Here is a 21,611-nt window from a genome sequence, read left to right as displayed (position 1 = left end):
GAATAATGACCGCTGGAATTGCTCGACCTGAAATAAGCCCCCCTCATCCGAGGAGGATTATTTTATCAAAACTCTTCCCACTGATCCCGGGATTGAGCGGCAGCTGCACCGCCGCCAAAGGCCTTGGCTACGGCCTTGACCCGTTCACGGGCTGGAGAAGGAGCCGGGCTGCGGGCGGTTAGGTTTGCCGACACAGGCTGCGGAGCGCTGCGTCGAAGCTCAGGCGCAACCTTGCTTTGCTGCCCGGAAATCTTGAAGTGGCTGAGCAGGCCGACCAGGCTCTGCGCCTCATCGGAGAGTGAATGGGTAGACGCCGAGGTTTCCTCGACCATGGCGGCATTCTGCTGGGTCACCTGATCCATCTGGTTGATGGCGGCGTTGATCTCATGCAGTCCGGTTGCCTGTTCCTTGGCCGCATTGGCGATGGAATGGATATGATCGTTGATCGTCAGCACGCGGCTTTCGATCTTTGCCAGCGCCTCGCCGGTTTTTTGCACCAGCTTGACCCCGCCTTCGACCTCCTGGCCGGATTTGGTGATCAGCGCCTTGATGTCCTTGGCGGCATTGGCGGAGCGTTGCGCCAGTTCGCGCACTTCCTGGGCAACCACGGCAAAACCCTTGCCGGCTTCACCGGCACGAGCTGCTTCGACACCTGCATTCAGGGCCAGAAGATTGGTCTGGAAGGAAATCTCGTCGATCACGTTGATGATGGTAGAAATTTCCTTGGAGGCATTTTCGATCCGGCCCATGGCGTCCACGGCCTCGCGCACCACGACGGCGGACTGAGCGGCATTTTCCGTGGCTTCCGTCACGATCCGGCTGGCTTCCTGGGCACGTTCCGAGGAACTGCGCACCACGACTGTGATCTCGTCGAGTGCCGCCGAAGTTTCCTCCAGAGCGGCGGCCTGCTTTTCGGTGCGCATCGACAATTCGTTGGTGGCATTGCTCAATTGGCCAGTGCTGCCGCTGATGGCGTCCGTCTTGTGGCGGATACTGGAAATCGTGTCGCGCAGGCGCTCAAAGGTGGTGTTGACATTGGCCTGCAATTCGCCGAACGCGCCTCTGAACTGGCCTTGCATTTCCTGGCTGAGATCGCCGCTCGCGAGATTGGCGATCACCCGGCGGGTTTCCGTCACCCCGCGCTCGACGCTTGCGATCAGTTCATTGATATTGTTGGCGAAACGGTCAAGATTTGGATCGTCGTAATGTTTGTCGATCCGCTTGCTGAAATCGCCATCGGCGGCGGCTGCGACGACAACGGACATGCTGGATTGCAGGTCATCGCTTTTTGCGCGCAGGGCGGCTTCCTGGGCATTCATGCGGGCGACGTCCTGGCCATTGCGCTTGAAGGTTTCGACCGCCAAGGCCATGTCGCCGATTTCATCCTTACGGGTGGCGCCGGGCACGTCGGTTTCGAAATCGCCATTGGCGACACGCTTGATGGCCGCGGTGAGCTGAACGATCGGGCGGCTCAATTGCTTGACGCCGATATAGATCCCGAGGCTGACGCCGATCAGGATCGAGATGACCGTCACCGAGACGATCAGGATCATCATTGTTGTCTGGAAGCTGGCGACCGATGCCGTGACCGCCTGGAGTTCTTTCTTGTCGGCGCTGACGACGGCATCCACCTCGGTCTGGAAGGCTTTTCGGTTGGCGCGGTTGGCTTCGTTATTGCCCTGCTCATTGGCCGCCTGCGGACCGACTTCGGTGCCCAAACGGACTGTTTCCGTGCGGAATGTCCGGAATTCCGCTGCCTTGGCAACCATGGATTGAAAGGCTTGCAGCTGGGTTTCCGGTATCATTTTCCGCCAGCTTTGAAGCGTGGCATCCATATCATCAAGGCTTTTTGTCAGCCCCTTGCCGAACTTGTCGGCATCTTCCTTCGATTTCGCCGCGTAGATACCCCGTGATTCCATCACGACCGAAGTGATCAGGCGGTTGAGCCGCTCACCCTGGAAGGCGCGCTCGGATAGATTGAGAACCTGTGCGGTCTTGTTGTCATATCGCAATGTCACGAAAATCCCGATCGCCCCGATCAGGGATGCGGCAAAGCCGAGAATGAAGACAAGTAGATATATTTTCGCATTGATACGCATAGATTCCCCCTCCGCTGAGCCGCGGCAATCTCCTTCGATAGGCCCAATGTAGGGTGGAACAATTAATTATTGCTTTGATTTGCACCTGTGGATTACACAATTCTTAGATTGTAGATTCTTGATTTTACAATCAAGTTCACCATGAATGAACAGTGCGGTAGGCAAGGGCGGAGAAGCTCATTTCAATATGGACTCATCAAGAACGGCATTTTAAAAACAATCTGTATATTTGAAGTATGCAATAGAAATTTTAAGCGGAGTCAGTATCCCACGGTGGCTAAAACGCAGGATGCTGAAGGGGAACGGGAACTGGTTTTCCCGAAACATGTCGTGAGAATATGAAAATGCAGCCCAGTCAAAGCCATAGGATAACTTCACTTGAAGGTCTGCGAGGTATCATGGCATGGTGGGTGGTGCTGGGGCATGTTTCCTTGACATTCGGCTGGGGTTTGCCAATTGTCGACCGCAATGTCTTGGCGGTGGATGTGTTTATCATCCTGTCCGGCTTCGTGATCGCCCGTCTGATCGACCGCAAGGCTGAGCCGCTAGGACTTTATATTGCGCGTCGTGGGTTCCGGCTGTTTCCGTTATATCTGGTTGTTCTTGCTGTTTCGACATTGCTGTTGCAGGTGCAGGTGTCGGCTTGGCAAGACATTCCCTTCAATACGCCCGCCAATGCCAATCGGCTCTCTCTGGCGCAACAAAGTCTGGATTCGCTTGGTCAGCAGCTTCTCGTCCATGTTCCGCTGCTGCAGGGCCTGGTGCCGGACCAGGTGCTGGATAACGCCGCCTTTACGATCGTTGGCCAGGCCTGGAGCATTTCCATGGAATGGCAGTTTTATTTGCTGGCGCCTTTCTTTCTGTGGGCATTGGCAAAAAAGCAGCGCTGGCCATTGGGGGCTGCTGTCTTCCTTGGGCTGAGCCTTGCGACGGATCTGCTGCCGGGTGGTTTCATCGGCTATAAGCTTGACCGCTTTGCCATCGGTATATTCAGCTATATGGCCTTTGACCGCAGGCAAGAATGGCGGGGATGGCTATTGGCAACGCTGGGCGTTGCCGCGGTTGTGGTTGCCAGCGAAGGGCTTGCACAATTGCTGCCGCTTATGATTTGGGCTGGCGTCCTGCTCTCGGCAGCGGCATCCGCAAATCACGTTATCGACCTGCCAGCGCGGCTGCTGGGGTCGGCACTGCCGACCCATCTCGGGCAGATTTCCTATTCGGTCTATCTTGTCCACATGATCCCGCTCTACGTGTCAATTGACATATTGACCGACTTGGGCGTCTCAAACTCTGCCTTCCAGGCTGGAGTTCTGGTCTTCACGGTGGTCGTGACATATCTGCTGTCTCTGGTCACCTACCGCTTCATTGAGAAGCCGGGGATAGATCTTGGTGCCCGATTGACCCGGCCAGCGGTACCGCAAATCGCTTGATTCCGGCTTAAGGTTTTACGCTGCCCTGTCATACTTTCATTGCAGGCAATGCAAATATCTCAAATGCATCAGGAGCATGAGATATTTGCAAAAGGAATACGAAGGTCATTTTCAATGACACTTCGTATCAGACCCAGCCCTGCAACTCCCGGCGCACGACATTTTCCAGCACGCGCATGCCGTCCGGGCTGTCGTTCAGGCAGGGGATATGGCTGAATTTCTCACCGCCATTGTGGTGGAAGATTTCGCCCGCTTCACCGGCAATTTCCTCCAGCGTTTCCAGACAATCGGAGACGAAGCCTGGATTGATCACGGCAATGCGCTTGACACCGTCCTTTGCCAGTTTTTCCACGGTCTTGTCAGTATAGGGCTGTAGCCATTCCTCAGGCCCGAAGCGGGACTGGAAGGTGACCATCAGCTTTTCCTTCGGCCAGCCCAACCGCTCACGCAGCAGGCGTCCGGTCTTGTAGCACTGGCAATGGTAGGGATCGCCCTTCATGAAATAGGACTTCGGAATGCCGTGGAACGAGGTCAGTACCAGTTCCGGTTCCCAGTCGAGGCTGGCGAGATGGGATTCGATGGAATTGGCCAATGCATCAATATAGACAGGATCGTCGCTATATTGCGGCACGGTGCGCAGTGCCGGTTGCCAGCGCATCTTGAGCAATGCCTTGAAAGCTTCGTCATTGACAGTGGCGGTGGTGGCGGCGGCATATTGTGGATAGAGCGGAAACAGCAGAATTTTTTCGCAGCCGGCCTTTTGAAGCGCGTCCATGCGCGATTTGATCGATGGCTGGCCGTAGCGCATCGCCCAATCCACCACGACATTTGGCATATCGGTGAGCGATACGGCCATTTTCTCGGCCTGGTTGCGGGTATAGGTCCGCAGATAGCTCTCGTTCAGGTCATTGTTCCAGATCTCGGCATAGGCCTTGCCGACCTTGCCCGGACGGGTGTTCAGAACGATGCCATAGAGGATCGGGTACCAGAACAGCCGCGACCATTCGATAACCCGCTTGTCGCTGAGGAATTCCTTCAGGTAGCGGCGCATCGAGGTGTAATCGGTGCCATCAGGCGTGCCGAGATTGACGAGCAGCACGCCGACCTTGCCGAAATTGACCTTGGGATGTTCGGCAGGAAGATGGTTGACGATCGCGCTCATATTTGGACTACCTTGGTCAAGAATTTGATGCTGCTGTTACGCTTTTGGACCGAGATGAGATCACTGTCCAGAATGAAAAATGGCCCGGATCGCTCCGGGCCGGACCTTTTGTCGCATGCGGGAGGTTGGGGTCTCCCGCAACTGAAAGTTACTTTGCCGGAACGGTCAGAACTTCACCGATCTCGATATGGTCGGGATGGCGCAGCTTGTTTGCACCGGAAATCTTCTTCCAGTCCTCGCCATTGCCATAGGTGGTTTCGGCGATTTTCCACAGGCTGTCGCCCTTAACCACGGTATATTGGGTCGGCTGAGCGGCGGCAGGCGGTGCGGAAACGGCTGGAGTTACGGGAGCCGGAGCGGCGGGGGCAGGGGTTGCCGGAGCAGGTGCGGCAGGCGCTGTTGGGGCAGGAGCCGGTGCCGTGGCTTGGGCCGCCGTCGCCGTCTTCGGCTGGGCAGCAGGTGCGACATAGCCAGCTGGCGTGACTTCGCTGACGCGGCCATCGGTAAATGGCTTGTAAGGCGAATTCTTGGCCAGGAAGTCAGCTGTCACATCGGCGAGATCCGGGCCGTAATCATAGGCGTTCTGCCCGGCTGTCGCAAAGATCTTGTAGCCGTCGCCGCCGGTGCGCATGTAATTATTGGTGACGACACCGTAGAGCTTGCTGGTATCGAGCGGCACGAAGCCGTCGCCGTCCTTGACCTGCACGTCAACGATCCGGCTGCCGACCGGCTTGGAACGGTCGAAGCTGTATTTCAGACCGGCAACCTGTGAGAACCGGCCCGCGCCGTCGTCCACCTGGCTCACGCCGTTTTCAAGCGCCGCAATCACGTCGGAGCCCTTGAGCTGGAAGGTCGCAAGCGTGTTCTGGAAGGGCAGGACCGTGATGACGGAACCCATAGTGACCTTGCCGCCGCCGATCGAGGCGCGCAGGCCGCCGCCGTTCTGGATGGCGATGCTGATGCCCTGGCTGCGGGTATGATCCAGCATGGCCTCGGCCACCAGGTTGCCCATGGGGCATTCCTTGGCGCGGCAGGAGGTGGAGGCGCCATCGATAGGTCCGGCGCTTTCACCGATTTCCTTCTGGCGCAATTCCTGGATCGGACCGGCCAGTTCCTTGACCTTGGCGGTCATCGCTTCATCAGGCTTGAATTTCGAGTCGATCAGGATCGGGTCGCCCTTGGCGCTTTTCACCACACCGTTATCGTCGAAAACAACAGTGAGATCGCCGAGATATTTGCTGTAGGAGGCCGCTGTTACGACCGGCACCTTGTAGCCGCCGGGATTGTCGACCAGCGTTGGGTAGGGGCCTTCGGCCTTCGGATCACTGTTTGATAACAGCGTGTGGGAATGGCCACCGACCACGACGTCGACGTCAGGGATCTTGGCGATTTCCATGTCACGATGATAGCCGACATGGGTGAGAGCGATGATCTTGTTGACGCCTTCGGCCTTGAGTTTCTTCACTTCTGCGGTGATGGCAGCAACATCATCGGTGAATTTCACATTCGGTCCCGGCGAGGCGAGTTCGACTGTCTCAGGGGTAACGGCGCCGACAATGCCAATCTTCTGGCCGCCGATTTCCAGGATTGTGGAGGGCTTGAACTTGTCCTTCAACTTCGATTCGGCATTGACTTCCAGATTGGCGACCACGACCGGAAACTGCACCTTGTCAAGGAAGGGACCGATGGCCGTCTCACCATCGTCGAATTCGTGATTGCCAAGCGTCATGGCATCGAACTTCAGGATGTTCATCACATCCAGTTCAGCGGTGCCCTTGTATGTGGTGTAAAACAGCGATCCCTGGAAATTGTCGCCGGCATTCAGCGACAGGACATTCTTGCCAGCTAGTGCCGCGCGGGTCTGGTCGAACGCGGTCTTCAGGCGAGCGGCGCCACCGAAGCACTGGTTCTTGCTTTCCTCATCTGCCGAGCAGGTCGAATCATATTTGTTGATCGACTCGATCCGGGAGTGAAAATCGTTGATATGCAGGATGTTCAGTTCGAAATCGGCAAAGGCCGCCCCCGACGACAGGATGAGCACCGAGGCGCTCAATAGGCCAAATTTAAATCTTTTTAACATCCGTAACTCCTGATTTCATGGAACACCCGCTCTGGTTACCCCTCTTTTATGACGTTCTTATCGGGCTTTTGCGGAAGGTTGCATGTTTCCATCGTGCTTGGTTTATCGCAAGCGAAAATACGCCAGAACAGCAAAAAGCCGGCCCCATGGACCGGCTTTGCCAAGCGTGGATGCGTTGAAGCGTCAGATTTTGCGGCGTAGCGAGAAATTCGAGCCAGCATCCGTGGTGCAGTTCAGCTGTTCTGGCGAAACCAGCGCGCAATTGACACGCGACTGGGTCTTGCGCACCAATGAGGTCATGTTGATCTCCACCAGCGTCGGCGAGCTATTGGTATAGGTGCCGGAGGCCAGAAGCGCGTTTGTGTCGCTGGAGCGGGTGGCAAAGGTGCCGCCCTGGAAGGTGGAAACGATGCCGTTCGGATCGACCCAGGCGCCATCGACGCCCTGCGGCTGCGGCGCATTATACGCGACCTGGCGCGGCGGCGGCGTGCCCACGCAGGATGACACGGCAAAGGCCGCGACGAGCAGAATTGCGATGCTTTTGACCTTCATGACACTCTCCATCCGGCAGGACATTATGGCCGCCTATGTCTCTGGCCTCTTTCGGCCGCCTCGGCCAGAGAGGTCCTTTACGCTTCATATTCCCGGTTGGTAACAACCGATATCCTGAAATACCGCCAGGGCCGATCAGGTTCCATACTGGCGACCATGCCGCGAAGATCGAACGAAAGCAAGGCTTTCAACCTCTTCCCGGCCACTTGAACACAATCCTGGTATTGATGTTCCACAGGAGCATGAAAGGCGTGCCATGGCAGTCTTGATGTCGGCTTGGGGCCGCGCGGTCTTTCGATGCGCGGCACCATTACTTCAGTCTGGTGTTTCAAATCGGCAGATGGATATTGCCATCCGCCGTTCTGCTGCAGTTAGCGTACCAGGATGTTCTTGAACTGCCAGGCGTCCTTGGTGTCGAGTTCTTCCGGGAACAGGCCGGGACGACCGTCGAGCGGGGTCCAGTCGGTGTAATGGCCTTCGACCGGGCCGAGATAGGGCGACTGCACTTCCAGGCAGCGCTTGTAATCGACTTCGTCGGCCTCAACGATCCCAGCCTTCGGGTTCTCGATGGCCCAGACCATGCCAGCCAGAACGGCGGAGGTTACCTGCAAGCCAGTGGCATTCTGGTAAGGGGCGATGCGGCGGGTTTCTTCCAGCGACAGGCGCGAACCATACCAGTAGGCGTTCTTTTCGTGGCCATAGAGCAGCACGCCCAACTCATCGATGCCGTCAACCAGCTCGTTTTCGTCGAGAACATGCAGAACCGGCTGGGCGGTGCCGCCATTGCCGAACATTTCATGCAGCGACAGAACTGCGTCATTGGCCGGATGATAGGCGTAATGGCAGGTTGGGCGATAGGCGACTTCGCCATCCTTCTCGACGGTGAAGTAATCGGCAATCGAGATCGACTCGTTGTGGGTAACGAGGAAGCCGTATTGCGGGCCGGGCGTCGGGCACCAGGTGCGCACGCGGGTATTGGCGCCCGGCTGCTCCAGATAGATCGCCGCCTGGCAGCCCTTCTTGTGCTTCTTGGCATTTTTCGGCATCCAGTTTTCATGGGTACCCCAGCCAAGTTCGGCTGGCTGCAAGCCTTCGGAAATAAAGCCTTCGACCGACCAGGTGTTCCAGAACACGTTGAGCGGCTTCGGTGTCTTGGCGAGCTGGGTGTCGCGCTCGGCAATGTGAATGCCCTTGACGCCGACCTTCTTCATCAGCTTGGCCCAGCCTTCGCGGTCATCGACCGAGGGCTCTTCGAATTTCAGGCCGATCTCGTTGGCGATATTGACCAGCGCCTGCTTGACGAACCAGGAGACCATGCCCGGATTGGCGCCGCAGGTGGAAACGGCGGTGGTGCCGCCTGGGTTCTTTTTCTTTTCCTGGCGAACGGTTTCGCGCAGCGCGTAGTTAGTGCGCTCAGAGTTCTTCATGTTCTTGTCGAAATAGAAGCCCAGCCAAGGCTCGACAACGGTATCGATATAGAGCACGTCGAGCTTGCGGCACAGCTTCATCAGGTCGAGCGAGCCGGTATCGACCGACAGGTTGACGCAAAAGCCCTGGCCTTCGCCTTCGGTCAGCAGCGGCTTCAGCAGGTCCTTGTAGTTTTCCTTCGTCACATGCGCCTGGATGTGCTTGATGCCATGCTTGGCCAGCAATTCTGCCTCGTCATTGCGCGGGTCGATGACCACCATCCGGCTCTTGTCGAACTTGAAATGGCGTTCGATCAGCGGCAGGGTGCCACGGCCGATCGAGCCGAAGCCGATCATCACGATCGGGCCGGTGATCTCGCCGTAAACCGGATAGGTCTGGGTGGTCATAAAGTCTCTCCTTGGAAGGCCGTTTTGCCATAGGCGTATTGTTCACGAACGCGGTCTTGCTACGGCCGGGTTCTTTCTCTTCCTAGAGCATAATTCAGCGACAGAATAAAGACGGCGTTTCGAGAGATTGCCTCCGGGCAATGGTGACTTGCCCGAAGCTATTCGATCAGGTGGCTGACGCCGCGCGCTTGCGTTCTCGCCGGCCCAGCACGACGGCGAAGATAAAGGTGATGGTGAGGATCAGCGCTGCTACCAGCCAGAGGAGCAGCAAGCTGGCCAGATCGTAATCACTGGAAAGGCCTCGCGTGGTGCCATCGCCATAGGCGAAATTCCAGCCGCCGATATAAGCGATGCCGGTGACGAACAGCGCGGCGAGATAGATAAGAGGCAGAAGCAACGCTCGGTTCAGGGCAGGTTTATGGGTGAGATTGACCGTGGCCCCGACCTGGCCATTGCCTTTCCAGATGGTGATGGCCAGAACCGCGATGATTGGAAAATGTCCAACCAGATCCACCCGGCCGAATTCCAGCACGGCGGAGCCGAAGATCATCAGCAGTGCAAAGGCCGATAGCCGGCTGGCAACGGGGCCGCCCAACAGCAGCATGGCGGCGGCACCAAATTCAAACCAGCCGGAGAGGCTGAGAAAGACTTCTGGCGTCAACCCCATCGTCAAATAGGGCCGCGCGCACAGCAGCGTCAGCGACCAATCCGCGAAAGCCCATTTTTCCATAGAGGCCCACATCAGCGTCCAGGACATTGTTGCGCCGAGAAGGCCGATCCGGTGGGCGGTGAAGCTCGCCAGAGTCCGAACCCGAAACCTGTCAAGGCTGATGCAGATCAGGCAGACGGCAAATCCCAGAAAGAGAGGGTAATCCAGCAGGTGATAGGTCCCATATTGCCGCGCCGCGCCAACCCATAGGCCAATCAGGCCAAGCCCGGTCAGACCGGCACCCCTGCGCGAGAGGCAAAGTGCAGCCAATCCGAGCTGTATCCACTGTATGCTGGGATCCGGGGTCTTGAGCTCGGGCGTCAACCAGATCGGCTCCGGCAGCATCCAGACCCAGGACAGCCAAAACGCAACGGTGAGACGGATCAGGTCGTCGGCCTTGAAGCCAAAGGGTTGCCGTATCAAAGACAGAACCCAGCCAAGCCGGGAGTTTTTTCCTGCCGCGTCAAGCGCTACACAGGCCCAAAGCGCAGGCAGGCTCAGGGCGAGGCCAAGCAACCATGTTGGTGTCTCCATGAATTGGCCAGGTGATATAGGTTGCTCTTGAATATTAAAGGATTGAAACCACTTTATATGGGCAAAAGAACTGTTAGCGCTAACTCCAATAATAAATATTGAAGCTAATATAGTACATATTAAATTTCCTATTTTCTCGTAATAAATATTATTTTTCATATTGATTTACCTATTTAAAATAATCAATACGTATTTTTATCTATCAATTCTCTTAATATGACAATTTAAGAAATTTTACTCATGATATTTGCAATAATTATAAATTGATTTTCAATCTAAAATTTACAATTCAATTTTAGATTATAAAATTAAAATCGTAAAAACCACCAGGATCATCCATTCGATGAGGCGGTCGATCATGTTGTTGCTGTTGTTTTTTTAGTTTATGAGGATTAAGCGACAGCCTTGTGCTGTTCTTCTACCAGGTCGGCGCGGATCAGGCCACGCAGGCTGTTGCCGACGAAGATCGCTCGTCCATTCAGGCTTTCCGGTTTCAGCAGATCGGCGCGGGCCTTGCGGTCCCGGATCAGTTCGGCGCGCAGGATGCCAGGAATGAGCCCGCTGGTCAGCGGCGGGGTGATCAGCATGCCATCCAGTCCCTGCACGAAGACACTGGTGAACGTTCCCTCACAGATTTCACCACGCTCGTTCAGCAGCAGAACCTCGTCTGCTTCCTCGGTAGAAAACTCGGCGCGGGCAGCCTCATAGGGATCACGCCGCGAGGTCTTGTGGCGATAGAGCGTGTCCTCTGAATTCAGCCGGGTCTTTTGCGCAATACGAAGACGCCAGATGGTGTTTTCGCCGATGGAATCGAAGGGAACTGCCGCTGCTTCCAGCTTGCCGCGAAAGTTCATGGCGAGCCGCACTCGAAGCGGGCTATCGCCACTCACCACTTCTTTTAATGCCGCTTCGGGCTTGATCGGCTGGCGAAAACCCAGCGCATCGGCAGAGCGCGAGAGCCTGCGCAAGTGCTGGTCGAGCCTGACAAAGCCCTGGTCCGGCTCCCAGCGGAGCGTTTCAATCAGCGTGAAATCCATTGATCACCTACCGCAAAGCGCGCCTTGAGCAGACATTCCTGATATTCCTGTTCGGGCTTCGAATCAAAAACAATTCCGCCACCGACATTGAAAACCGCCCGGCGGCTTTTGAAAAGCCCCTGTTGTTCGGAGAAGTGCTGCTGCACAGCCTGTTGATCAAATAAAGTCACGGTTCTGATGGCAACGGAAAACCGCATCGGGCCTGCCGGATCGCAAAAACCGATGGCGCCGCAATAGATATCGCGCGGTCCTTGCTCCAGCCGATGAAGGATCTGCATGGCGGCGAGCTTGGGTGCGCCGGTAATCGAGCCACAGGGAAACAGCGCTTCGAGAATGTCGCCAAGGCCCATTCCGGGCAAAAGCCTGCCGCGCACATGGCTGACCAGCTGGTGCAGCGTCGGATAGGTCTCGATGTCGAACAGTTTTGGCACGGTCAGGCTGTCAGGTTCGATGATCCGGGAGATGTCGTTGCGCAGCAGATCGACGATCATCCGGTTTTCGGCCTGGGTCTTTTCGTCCGTCAGCATTGCCGCCTTGATCGCCTCGTCCTCGGCATCATCAGAGCCGCGTGCCGCCGTGCCCTTCATCGGATGGGTCTCGATGAAGCCGTCGCCATCCACCTTGAAGAACAGTTCCGGCGAGCGCGAGACGATGGCCGGACCGCCGAGCTCCACCAGCGCACCGTAAGAGACCGGCTGACGCGCGATCAGCGACCAGAAGACGTCGCGAGGGCTGCCCCGATAGGCCGCCTCGATAGGCATGGTCAGATTGGCCTGGTAGCAATCGCCCTGCCTGAGGTGCCGATGCAGGGTCTCAAACTTCTGCCGATAGGTCTCGAAATCCCAAGCTGCAACCGGGTTTCCCAGCAGGTGGGTGTTGCTTTCGGGGTGATGCGGGTTCCCCAATGGATGAGCAGGGTCGGCTGGCGCGTTGAAAATGCCAAACTGGAGGAGCGGCACGTCCCGCCCATCAGGGATCAGCGGCCTCAGCTTGTCTTCAAACACAAAGCCCGCTTCATAAGCCAGTGCCCCCGCCAGCCAGTAACCCTCCTTGCGGGCGCGTTCCAACTGAGCAAGCGCCGGCAGAACGTCACCGCCCCGCCGGGCGACGACGATGTCCACCGGATCGGTAAACACCAGCGTTTCACCGCTTTTGTCATTCCGAAACAGGATCGACGGTTGAAACGGTTCGGATTTCGCCATCGTGGCTCGATCTGTCCGTTCAGACTTTGGCGTCAAGCGCTTCCAGCTCGTCGATCAGCCCTTCGATCATCGACAGGCCCTTGGCCCAGAAGGATGGGTCGGTGGCATCCAGACCGAACGGCGCGAGAAGTTCGGAATGATGCTTGCTGCCGCCAGCCTTTAACAGGTCGAAATACTTCTGCTGGAAGCCCTGTTCGGCATTCTGGTAGACCGCATAGAGCGAATTGACCAGGCAATCGCCAAAGGCATAGGCATAGACATAGAAGGGCGAATGGATGAAATGGGGGATATAGGCCCACCAGGTTTCATACCCCTCGGACACCTTGATGGCCGGTCCAAGGCTCTCTTCCTGCACCGATAGCCACAGCTCGCCAATCTTTTCCGCCGTCAGCTCGCCCTCCTTGCGGGCGGTGTGCAGCTTGCGCTCGAATTCGTAGAAAGCGATCTGGCGCACGACCGTGTTGATCATGTCCTCGACCTTCTGGGCCAGCATGGCCTTGCGCTCCCGCGCATCACTGGCTTTTTCCAGCAGCGCCCGGAAGGTCAGCATTTCGCCGAACACCGAGGCGGTCTCGGCCAACGTCAGCGGTGTCTGGCACATCAGCGCGCCCTGTTCGCCTGCCAGAACCTGATGCACGCCATGGCCCAATTCATGGGCCAGCGTCATCACATCGCGCGGCTTGCCGAGATAGTTGACCAGGACATAGGGATGGGCAGACGGCACGGTCGGATGGGCAAAGGCGCCCGGCGCCTTGCCGGGGCGGGCGGGCGCATCGATCCAGCCGCCATCAAAGAAGCGACCGGCAATCTCTGCCATGTCAGGCGCAAAGCCGCCATAGGCCGACAGCACGGTCTGGCGGGCTTCGTCCCAGGGAATGATCCGATCGATGCTGTCGGGCAGGGGCGCGTTGCGGTCCCAGAAATTCATCTGGTCCATGCCAAGCCACTTGGCTTTCATCTTGTAATAGCGGTGCGACAGGCGCGGATAGGCATCGCGCACGGCAGCCGCCAGCGCATCGACCACCGGACGTTCGACCCGGTTGGACAGATGACGGCTATCGGCAATGTCGGCAAAGCCGCGCCAGCGATCGGAAATTTCCTTGTCCTTGGCGAGCGTATTGGTGACCAGCACGAAAATCCGGATATTGTCCTTGAAGGTCTTCGACAGCGCCATGGCTGCCTTTTCACGCACCGCTGGATCGGCTTCCTGCAACATGGTCAGAACCGGCTCCAGCGTCAGCTGCTCGCCGTCGATCTCAAAACGCAGGCTTGCCAGGGTCTCGTCGAACAGCCGGTTGAAGGCCGCCGAACCGGTCTGGGATTTTTCCAGGAACAATTGTTCCAGCTTGTCATCCAGCTGGTAGGGCTTGTCTTGCCTGAGATCAATCAGCCAGGGCTTGTAATGGGCGGTGGCCGGATCGCGGGCAATGGCGGCATCGATAACCGCATCGTCCAGCCGGTTCAGCTCCAGCGTGAAAAACAGCAGGTGGGCAGCAAGCTCCGTTAGTCTGGCCTGTACATCGCCGAAGAATTTGCCGTTTTCCGGCTTGGTCATCTCGCTATAATAATAAAGTCCGGCATAGGAGCCGATCTTGCCGAGCAGGTCTTCGAGGTCTTCGAATTCCTTCAGCGCAGCACCCAATCCCTGATCTGCGTCCTTGCTGGCGGCATCTTCCAACCGGCCCTTCCATTTGGTCTCGAAGGCCAGGCTCATCTCACTGGCCTTGGCGAGGTCGGCCTTGAAGAGATCCGAGGAGGGGGCTGGATAAAGATCGGTGAGCTGCCATTCGGGCAGCGTGCCGAGGCCTTGGTTTAGCGCTGATACGCTTGCGGATTCGGCTGCCGGAAGGCGGGTTTGGTTAACGGGGCTGAAAGGCATGATGGCACCCTTGAGGTCTTTCGGGCCGTGCCGTCACCAAAATGGAACAGGCGCCGGTCCGATGCGTTTGGCATGAGATATCCCCAGTCATAGCATGGCAAAGGCACCCGACAACAGCATATGGCAGATGTCTGTGCATTTCAGCGCTTGCCATTCTACCCGTCGATCTGGCATTTTAGGTAAAAGACGTCTGTGCCGATATTTAACAAAATCGCGGCACGGAGGAATTGGACTGTGTCGAAGGCCGGGATTCCATGGCTTTTTGCAGTCTTTTTTTTAAGGCATTGTATCGAAGCGGACAGTTTGGCGGGCTATAGATAAAATCCTAGCAAATGTTGGAACCTGTTTTTCAAAACTCCATGGCATTTTGCGGGACAAGGACGACGGTTACAGCCTTTGCTTGCGGAGGGAACCTGAAATGCGCAGCATTTTCGGGGTTTGTGGCCGGGTTCGGAAAAGGCCGAGTTCGGAAAGGCCGAATTTGGAACAGGATCGCGTTTTTGATCCTGCCGCTTACGGACATGGTCCAATGTTTCAACCGGCGCCAGACGCCATAAGGACTCGGGGAGCTAAAATTGACCGCTCATATTCTCGTTGTCGATGACGATCCGGTTCAACGCCGGTTGTTGAAGGCCGCTGTCGAAAGCCAGGGGCATGTTGCCCATCTGGCCGAGGACGGAGAGGCAGGTCTTGCCTATTTCCGTCAGCACAAGGCGGAGATTTCCGTCATCCTGCTCGATTTGATGATGCCGGGCGTATCCGGCCTCGATTTCCTGGTTGCCATCGGCGGTCAGGAGGCGGAAGTTCCTGTCATCGTCCAGACCGGCCAGGGTGGCATCGATACCGTGGTGCAGGCCATGCGGGCTGGCGCCTTCGATTTCGTCGTCAAGCCGGTCTCGCCGGAGCGGATCGCATCGGCCATCGGCAATGCGCTGCGCGTCGACCAGCGCGATGCCAAGACGCGCCCGGCACGCCGCTCGCGCACCGGGGCTGTGCATTTCTCCGATATTATTTCGGCAAGCCCGGCCATGACCCGGGTCATCGACCTGTCGCGCCGTGCGGCCCAGTCGAATATCCCTGTGGTGCTGGAAGGCGAATCGGGCGTTGGCAAGGAAATGGTCGCCCGGGCTATCCAGTCGGGCAGCGACCGTGCGTCGCGGCCTTTTGTCACGGTCAATTGCGCTGCCATTCCCGCCAATATGGTGGAAAGCATTCTGTTCGGCCATGAAAAGGGATCTTTCCCCGGTGCCACGGAACGCCATATCGGCAAATTCGCCGAGGCTGACGGCGGCACGCTGTTCCTCGACGAGATCGGCGAATTGCCGCTCGACACCCAGGTGAAGCTGCTGCGGGCCGTGCAAGAAGGCGAAATCGAGGTTATCGGCGCCCGCCAGACCCAGAAGGTCAATGTGCGGCTGATCTCGGCGACCAACAAGGATCTGATCGAAGAGGTCAAGGCTGGCCGGTTCCGCGAGGACCTTTATTACCGCCTCAACGTCTTCCCCATCACCATTCCGGCTCTGCGCCGCCGCAAGGAGGACATTCCCTTCCTGGCGCGCGCCTTTACCGAACGGTTCTCGGCGGAACAGCGTCTGACCCGTACCCTGTCGCTGGGCGCTGGCGCGCTTGCGTTGCTGACGGCCTTTGATTGGCCCGGCAATATTCGCCAGTTGGAAAATGCCATCTACCGGGCGGTGATTCTTGCCGAAGGTACGGATCTGACGGAAAGCGATTTCCCGCAGATCCTGGCACAGATCCCTGGCGGTCTGGCGCAGGACAAGTTCTGGTCGGGTCTGCCTGGCACGGCCGAAAGCCAGCCGGAACAGGTGGCGCCGCGCGGTGCAGACCGGCCGGAACTGGCCTTTATCGACCGGCTGCCAGCGCCCCGCGCCGAGGACCCACGTCCGGTGGCGTTGGACAATGTCATCATCAGCATCGACGAGAGCGGCAATGTCCGGCAATTGGCTGAGATCGAGGAGGAACTGATTCGTTTCGCGCTGAAATTCTACCGGGGCCAGATGAGCCAGGTGGCACGCAAGCTGGGAATCGGTCGCTCGACTCTCTATCGCAAGCTGAAGGATTACGGGATCGACCCGGATAATCCGCAGAAGCACGCCGCCTGAAAAAGCTGATATCCGGGTTTGTTTTAGCGCCCGGCTGAAGATTTGAACGCGCCGCGCACCTGAGAGGGTGGGCGGCGTTGTCATTTTGGGCTATAAGGACGCCGGTTTTGCTCAAAGTCTGGCCGGCTGAGTATTTCAGCCGTTACGCACAAAAGCTAAACGGATCGATAGTTGTTAACCCCCGGGTAAGGATGATTGATTACTGGTTGTCAATGGGTTGTTATGAATTGGTTCACCATATATGAATCAATTTGAACGATGTGGCAAAATTGCCATGTGGATACCGTATTTCACAGTCATGTGATAAGCGAACGATGTGACTTTCTGACGGGGACGGATTTTGCGGATATCTGGTGCATTTGTATCGCCCTCAGGGCCAGGGCGGCTTGACCGCACGGCCATGATTTGGGCGAACATATCCAAGCTGTTTCTGACAGCTCTGGTCCTGATGACGATCGCCTTTTCCGCCCTCTATGCCACGACCGGTTCGGCTTCTGCGGAAACGCGCTCGCTGAAAATCCTTTTCGTCCATACCGGCGAGAAGCAGGAAATCACCTTCAAGCGCAATGGCCGCTACGATCCCAAGGGCTTGCAGCAGCTCAACAATATTGTGCGTGACTGGCGTCGCAACGAAGCGACCAAAATGGACCCCCGCCTGTTCGACCTCGTCTGGTCGGTCTATCAAAAGGCTGGCGCCAGCGGTTATATCTATGTCGTTTCCGGTTATCGCTCGCCGGCCACCAATGCCATGCTGCGTTCGCGCTCTTCTGGCGTCGCCAAGGAAAGCCAGCACATGAATGGCACCGCGATGGATTTCTTCATCCCGGGCGTGCCGCTGAAAAGCCTGCGTGATATCGGCATGAAATTCCAGGCGGGCGGCGTGGGCTATTATCCCAATTCCGGTTCGCCTTTCGTGCATATGGATGTGGCGGGCGTCCGCTCCTGGCCGCGCGTTCCGCGCAGCGAACTGGTGCGAATGTTCCCTGATGGCAAGACCCTGCATATTCCCGCCGATGGCAAGCCGCTTCCCGGCTACCAGGTGGCGATGGAGGAATATAAGAAACGCCTGGGGTCTGAACAAATATTGATGGCGGATAATAAATCTTCGCCGCGCGGCAGGCCGCGAAATCTGATGGCTATGCTGTTTGGCAGCGGTGATGAGGACGAGGGCGACGAAGATTCAGCCCCAGCCGCACCGGTGCGGGCATCGGCTCCCGCCGCCACGCCAAGGCCTGCCGAGCTGACCAATCCAACGCCAACCAGTCCGATGCCTGTGGCCGTGGCCTCTGCGGCGCCTGATATCGCGGCTCCCGTTCCGCAATCGCGTCCTTCCCTGCGCCAAGGTGACGATAGTCTGGCTGTGGCGCTTTACTCTCCTGGCGGGCGCAATGCTGCCGAGGATGCCCTGCAGAAAGTTGCCGGCAATCCGTCGGGTGACGCTGGCGCGCCGTCAAGCGGCTATGAAGATCTGGCCGCCTACAAGGTTCCGGTGCCGACCCTGCTTGGGCCACGTGGCATGAAGGGTGATGCAGAGCCGGTGATGACCGCTTCTCTCGGATCGCCTGATGATAGCAACCCCATTGCCCAGCATATTCCGGTGCCAGCTGGCCGTCCGGCGCTTGCCGATGCCATGGCGGCCACCCTGCCGCAACAGCGTCCACAGGTGAGCGACGAGCCGTCCACGGTAGAAGAAGCCATGCTGTCTCCGGCTGCTGCCGAGGCACTGCAACAGAGCCAGGATGGCGCGCCGCTGAAGACTGTGGTGATCCCGCGTGACCGGCCAGCGCCTTCCGTTGTTCCAGCTGTTGCCGAAGTTCGGCCTGTGGCTCCCACTGAGAGACCTCAGCCGGTCGCCAATCCGGCAGTGCAGCCGAAAGCCGTCGCCGTTCTCACCCAGGGACCACTTCCGGCTCAGGGCGTGACCCAGCCGCCAGCTCAAGCTAAGGCACAGCAGCAACAGGTGGCTTCGCTTGCGCAGCCCTCTCGTACCAAGCCGAGTGCGGGCCAGTTTGGCGATGTTTTTGACCAGCCCAAATCGGCAAGCCGTGCGGGTGAAGCTTCTCTTCCTGTCAAGGGCGGACGTCCGGGACCGAGTGAGGCGGATGCGGCCAGCCGTGGCCTGACCGGCGGTACGGAATTGACCCGGACGATGATTTCGCAATGGGCGATGAACAAGAACCGCATCGAGCCGCCGGCCAAGGCTGGCCGTGGTGGCCGTGTCGTGACCCAGGCCATCACCGCACCGGTCGAGGCATCGCAGAGTGGCTTTACTCCCGGCGCCCAGGCCATCGATCCAGGCCGCTTCGGTGCGGTTCGGTAAATACATTGAGCCTTTCTCTTCGGGCAGGGCTACATAAAAAACCCGCGTAACCGCGGGTTTTTTCGTATCTGTACGTAAAGGCTTGGCTGGTTCCCGCATCTCCCGGCGCAGTTTTTCCAAGAGGAAGATGCTGTTCAGGCCCCCGAAGAGGGTAAAGAGGGGCTCTATAGCATTGGGCATGAACGTGGGTACCGGTTGTTAGGCCGGGATGGATGCGGCAAAGGTCTGTAGAACGAGCGTCAGGGTCAAGACCGTCATCAGCAGCGACACGATAATCGCCAGGGATGTTTCTTCACTGAAATAGCCGTATTTCTTGCCAAAAACATAAGCGCCAGCGCCAATGGGCTGTGCTGCCATCACAACAGCCGTGGCATACCAGATATCGATATCGGCCTTGAAGGCAAGAGCGATCATACCGAGTGTTACCAGCGGCTGTATCAGGATTTTTATCAGGACGACCGGGGTAATCCAACCGGCCATGGCGGAAAGCCGTGCTGCTGAAAATGGAATTCGGGCAAGGCCAAGACCAAGGGCAAAAAGCGCTGTTGGTCCGGCCGCCGCTGCCAGAAACCCTGCGAAGGAGGTGAGTATGGTCGGCAACGGAATCCGCAGCAGGCAAAAAAACGCTCCGGCCAAAACCGCCATCGTCAGCGGATTTTTCAAGGTCGTCGCCAAGGCGCGTCCCGCGCTGGCCAAGGGGCTGGACTGTTTTTGGCCGGTGAGGTCATGGGTGATGATCACGGTCATAATCGCTGGAATGTTATGCAATATTGTCGCAATGGCGGCAGGAACCGCGGCTTTGGGACCGAAGGCGGCAATCAGGATGGGAATGCCCATATATCCCGTTGTCCCATAACAAGCGGCCATGCCGACGATAGAGGATTGCGGTGCCGAAACCCCTTTCGCTCTGGCTAGAAACAGACCGGCAAGGTAGGCCGCAGCAATTCCGGTCAAAGTGGCCGCCATGAATGGCCACTGCGCGAGATCCGCCGGATTGGCCCGCGCCACCGCCAGAAACAGCAAGGCCGGCAGCGCGATATACAGAACATATTCATTGATCAGCTTTTCGGCTTCGGCGGCAAACTGATGCTTCCTTCCAAAACCATAACCAACGAGAATGACAAGAAAAACGGGAACAACGACCTGTAACATGAAATTTGCTCGATCTGAAAAGGACAATGGGAAAGCACGGTCAAATGGCTGGGTGATAGGCTGTAGCGATAGCAAACACAGTTGAAACATGGTGACTGGTCCACACTGCTTCCTGCCTCTGGTGGATAGTCAGAGCACCGTACGCCACTTGGGTGCACGGTGCTCCATCTCTGTCTTCTATGTTTTTTCGTGGGAAAAACCGCTGCGTATTTTTGCCGGGAATATCTTGCGCATCATGTCGTATGCTGTAATCGGCACGATGTTGTCGTTTCCCTGACGACCTCTAGGCGGCTTGCGAACGGCTCAGGCCGGTGTTCAAGTAATCGCGGGCAAGAGTGTAAACCCTGTCCGTGAACAGAACATCGTCGTTATAAAAACTTTCGATCATCCGGCATAACGAGCGATATTCGAAGGTCTTGCGCACCGTGGTCTCGTGCATCTTGTTTCCAAGAAAATCGGCAAACTCCAAAGCGCGGGCCGCCAACTCTTTTTCATCGTGGACGCCAAGATCGTTCAGGATTTTTGTCAAGGTCGGCTCGTGCAGGCCAATCCTGTTCAAAAAATAGCGCGATGCGCTGCTGGCTCCCAGGTAATCAGGGATATTGGTGACACCCATATTTTCGCAATCGGTGATCAGACCGCTGACTGGCCGGAACAAATCCGGAAGTGCCAGGAATGTGCGTTCTGCCAGGCGGGAGGTTTCCATGATGGCTTTGGTATTCAGAGCGCCAGATTTGACCAGAATGTCCTTTTCGGCAAAAATTTTATCGAGCAACTCAATTGCCGGCAGGCCGGAACGATTGCCGAATTCAGCGAAGCCGCCCTCAACCATGTTGAAGCCGTTATAGAGGGACACAAGCGTGTTCTGTAGGCCAAACCCAAGATCGTTATGGGCATGAAGGCAGAAATCGCTCACCGGATAGTCGTGCCTCAGGTTTGCAGCCAAGACCGCCATTGCCTCGGGATAAATTGTCCCGAGAGAATCATTGATTCTGATCGTTTCTATTCCGACATTCCTGGACCGATCGATCTGCGCCGTAATTCCCGCATAGGTCTTTTCATCGATTTCACTCGAGAAATTGTTCAGCAGCGAGACGCGGAAGCTGTTGAACCCAAGCGCACGAAATTGATCCACCGTCCGTTCAAACAGCCGGTTTTGCGTGTCATGGGTAATCATGCCGAAGCTGATTGTCACATGCTTGCGCAGGGATGCGGGGAATTCCGCAAATTGCTGCATCAGCGGCTGGAAGCAATTGAGAAGCAGGATGAATGAAAATTTCTGTCCGTCCAGGGCATCCTCTGCTTCAAGGCGCTCCAGAATGGTTGCCATGTCCGCGGGGTCATCCGGTCCGCTGCCGAAAATGATATCCTTTACGCCAGTCTTCAAAATGCTACGTATCAAGGGAAGCTTCTCTTCCGTTGAGACTGAGAACATGCAACGCTCAGATCCCTCCCGGAGGGTCTCATCCAGTACGCCATCAATCGAAAAGCCGGACAACCTAGTCTTATGGCCAGCTG

14 protein-coding genes are annotated in these 21,611 nt (G+C 57.1%); 3 read left to right on the top strand and 11 right to left on the bottom strand.

What is annotated here, in order from left to right; translation table 11 throughout:
- Positions 1–65 precede the first annotated feature (65 nt).
- Entirely contained in the window at positions 66–2,099 is a 2,034-nt protein-coding gene (locus FS819_RS12715; protein WP_156629703.1) for a methyl-accepting chemotaxis protein, read from the bottom strand.
- Between the two features lie 398 nt (positions 2,100–2,497).
- Between FS819_RS12715 and FS819_RS12710 the strand changes: the two genes are divergently transcribed.
- Positions 2,498–3,529, top strand: a complete 1,032-nt coding sequence (locus tag FS819_RS12710; protein ID WP_197433978.1) for an acyltransferase family protein — start codon at positions 2,498–2,500, stop codon at positions 3,527–3,529.
- A gap of 127 nt (positions 3,530–3,656) precedes the next feature.
- On the opposite strand, the gene hemH is transcribed toward FS819_RS12710, so the two are convergent.
- From hemH to FS819_RS12670, 8 genes are all read right to left on the bottom strand, one after another.
- Positions 3,657–4,691, bottom strand: coding sequence for a ferrochelatase (gene hemH, locus FS819_RS12705; protein ID WP_156550978.1), 1,035 nt, complete (start codon positions 4,689–4,691; stop codon positions 3,657–3,659).
- A 148-nt stretch (positions 4,692–4,839) separates the two neighbouring features.
- On the bottom strand, positions 4,840–6,771 hold the full coding sequence (locus tag FS819_RS12700) for a 5'-nucleotidase C-terminal domain-containing protein (protein WP_156629704.1): 1,932 nt from the start codon (positions 6,769–6,771) through the stop codon (positions 4,840–4,842).
- Positions 6,772–6,954: 183 nt separating this feature from the next.
- A complete protein-coding gene (omp10, locus tag FS819_RS12695) occupies positions 6,955–7,323 on the bottom strand; it encodes an outer membrane lipoprotein Omp10 (RefSeq protein WP_197433979.1) in 369 nt (122 codons plus the stop codon).
- A 371-nt stretch (positions 7,324–7,694) separates the two neighbouring features.
- Entirely contained in the window at positions 7,695–9,137 is a 1,443-nt protein-coding gene (locus FS819_RS12690; RefSeq protein ID WP_156550975.1) for a homospermidine synthase, read from the bottom strand.
- A gap of 166 nt (positions 9,138–9,303) precedes the next feature.
- On the bottom strand, positions 9,304–10,380 hold the full coding sequence (locus FS819_RS12685; RefSeq protein ID WP_156550974.1) for a hypothetical protein: 1,077 nt from the start codon (positions 10,378–10,380) through the stop codon (positions 9,304–9,306).
- A 392-nt stretch (positions 10,381–10,772) separates the two neighbouring features.
- On the bottom strand, positions 10,773–11,417 hold the full coding sequence (locus FS819_RS12680; protein WP_156629705.1) for an aminotransferase class IV family protein: 645 nt from the start codon (positions 11,415–11,417) through the stop codon (positions 10,773–10,775).
- A complete protein-coding gene (locus FS819_RS12675; RefSeq protein WP_156550972.1) occupies positions 11,402–12,619 on the bottom strand; it encodes an aminodeoxychorismate synthase component I in 1,218 nt (405 codons plus the stop codon). Before FS819_RS12675 ends, FS819_RS12680 begins: the two co-directional genes overlap by 16 nt.
- 19 nt (positions 12,620–12,638) lie before the next feature.
- Positions 12,639–14,498, bottom strand: a complete 1,860-nt coding sequence (locus tag FS819_RS12670) for a M3 family oligoendopeptidase (protein WP_156550971.1) — start codon at positions 14,496–14,498, stop codon at positions 12,639–12,641.
- A gap of 575 nt (positions 14,499–15,073) precedes the next feature.
- Between FS819_RS12670 and FS819_RS12665 the strand changes: the two genes are divergently transcribed.
- Complete coding sequence (locus tag FS819_RS12665) at positions 15,074–16,621, top strand: sigma-54-dependent transcriptional regulator (RefSeq protein ID WP_156550970.1); 1,548 nt, start codon at positions 15,074–15,076, stop codon at positions 16,619–16,621.
- A 400-nt stretch (positions 16,622–17,021) separates the two neighbouring features.
- Positions 17,022–18,941, top strand: coding sequence for a peptidoglycan L,D-endopeptidase MepK (locus FS819_RS12660; protein WP_234624504.1), 1,920 nt, complete (start codon positions 17,022–17,024; stop codon positions 18,939–18,941).
- 198 nt (positions 18,942–19,139) lie between these two features.
- Here FS819_RS12660 and FS819_RS12655 read toward each other — a convergent pair whose 3' ends face one another.
- Both FS819_RS12655 and FS819_RS12650 read right to left on the bottom strand, forming a co-directional pair.
- Positions 19,140–20,093: an AEC family transporter gene (locus tag FS819_RS12655; RefSeq protein ID WP_156550969.1), complete on the bottom strand. Its 954-nt coding sequence runs from the start codon at positions 20,091–20,093 to the stop codon at positions 19,140–19,142.
- A gap of 283 nt (positions 20,094–20,376) precedes the next feature.
- Positions 20,377–21,528, bottom strand: a complete 1,152-nt coding sequence (locus FS819_RS12650; protein ID WP_197433980.1) for a hydroxymethylglutaryl-CoA lyase-like TIM-barrel protein — start codon at positions 21,526–21,528, stop codon at positions 20,377–20,379.
- Positions 21,529–21,611 lie beyond the last annotated feature (83 nt).

The sequence above is a fragment of the Allorhizobium sp. Av2 genome (assembly GCF_021462805.2).
Taxonomy (GTDB): domain Bacteria; phylum Pseudomonadota; class Alphaproteobacteria; order Rhizobiales; family Rhizobiaceae; genus Allorhizobium; species Allorhizobium vitis_G.
This window is presented reverse-complemented; position numbering and strand designations above follow the sequence as displayed.

Bases quoted from the DNA above. Each gene is read 5' to 3' on its own strand.
- FS819_RS12715 (WP_156629703.1), bottom strand. From the start codon at position 2,099: ATGCGTATCAATGCGAAAATATATCTACTTGTCTTCATTCTCGGCTTT.
- FS819_RS12710 (WP_197433978.1), top strand. From the start codon at position 2,498: ATGGCATGGTGGGTGGTGCTGGGGCATGTTTCCTTGACATTCGGCTGG.
- hemH (WP_156550978.1), bottom strand. From the start codon at position 4,691: ATGAGCGCGATCGTCAACCATCTTCCTGCCGAACATCCCAAGGTCAAT.
- FS819_RS12700 (WP_156629704.1), bottom strand. From the start codon at position 6,771: ATGTTAAAAAGATTTAAATTTGGCCTATTGAGCGCCTCGGTGCTCATC.
- omp10 (WP_197433979.1), bottom strand. From the start codon at position 7,323: ATGAAGGTCAAAAGCATCGCAATTCTGCTCGTCGCGGCCTTTGCCGTG.
- FS819_RS12690 (WP_156550975.1), bottom strand. From the start codon at position 9,137: ATGACCACCCAGACCTATCCGGTTTACGGCGAGATCACCGGCCCGATC.
- FS819_RS12685 (WP_156550974.1), bottom strand. From the start codon at position 10,380: ATGGAGACACCAACATGGTTGCTTGGCCTCGCCCTGAGCCTGCCTGCG.
- FS819_RS12680 (WP_156629705.1), bottom strand. From the start codon at position 11,417: ATGGATTTCACGCTGATTGAAACGCTCCGCTGGGAGCCGGACCAGGGC.
- FS819_RS12675 (WP_156550972.1), bottom strand. From the start codon at position 12,619: ATGGCGAAATCCGAACCGTTTCAACCGTCGATCCTGTTTCGGAATGAC.
- FS819_RS12670 (WP_156550971.1), bottom strand. From the start codon at position 14,498: ATGCCTTTCAGCCCCGTTAACCAAACCCGCCTTCCGGCAGCCGAATCC.
- FS819_RS12660 (WP_234624504.1), top strand. From the start codon at position 17,022: ATGATTTGGGCGAACATATCCAAGCTGTTTCTGACAGCTCTGGTCCTG.
- FS819_RS12655 (WP_156550969.1), bottom strand. From the start codon at position 20,093: ATGTTACAGGTCGTTGTTCCCGTTTTTCTTGTCATTCTCGTTGGTTAT.
- FS819_RS12650 (WP_197433980.1), bottom strand. From the start codon at position 21,528: ATGTTCTCAGTCTCAACGGAAGAGAAGCTTCCCTTGATACGTAGCATT.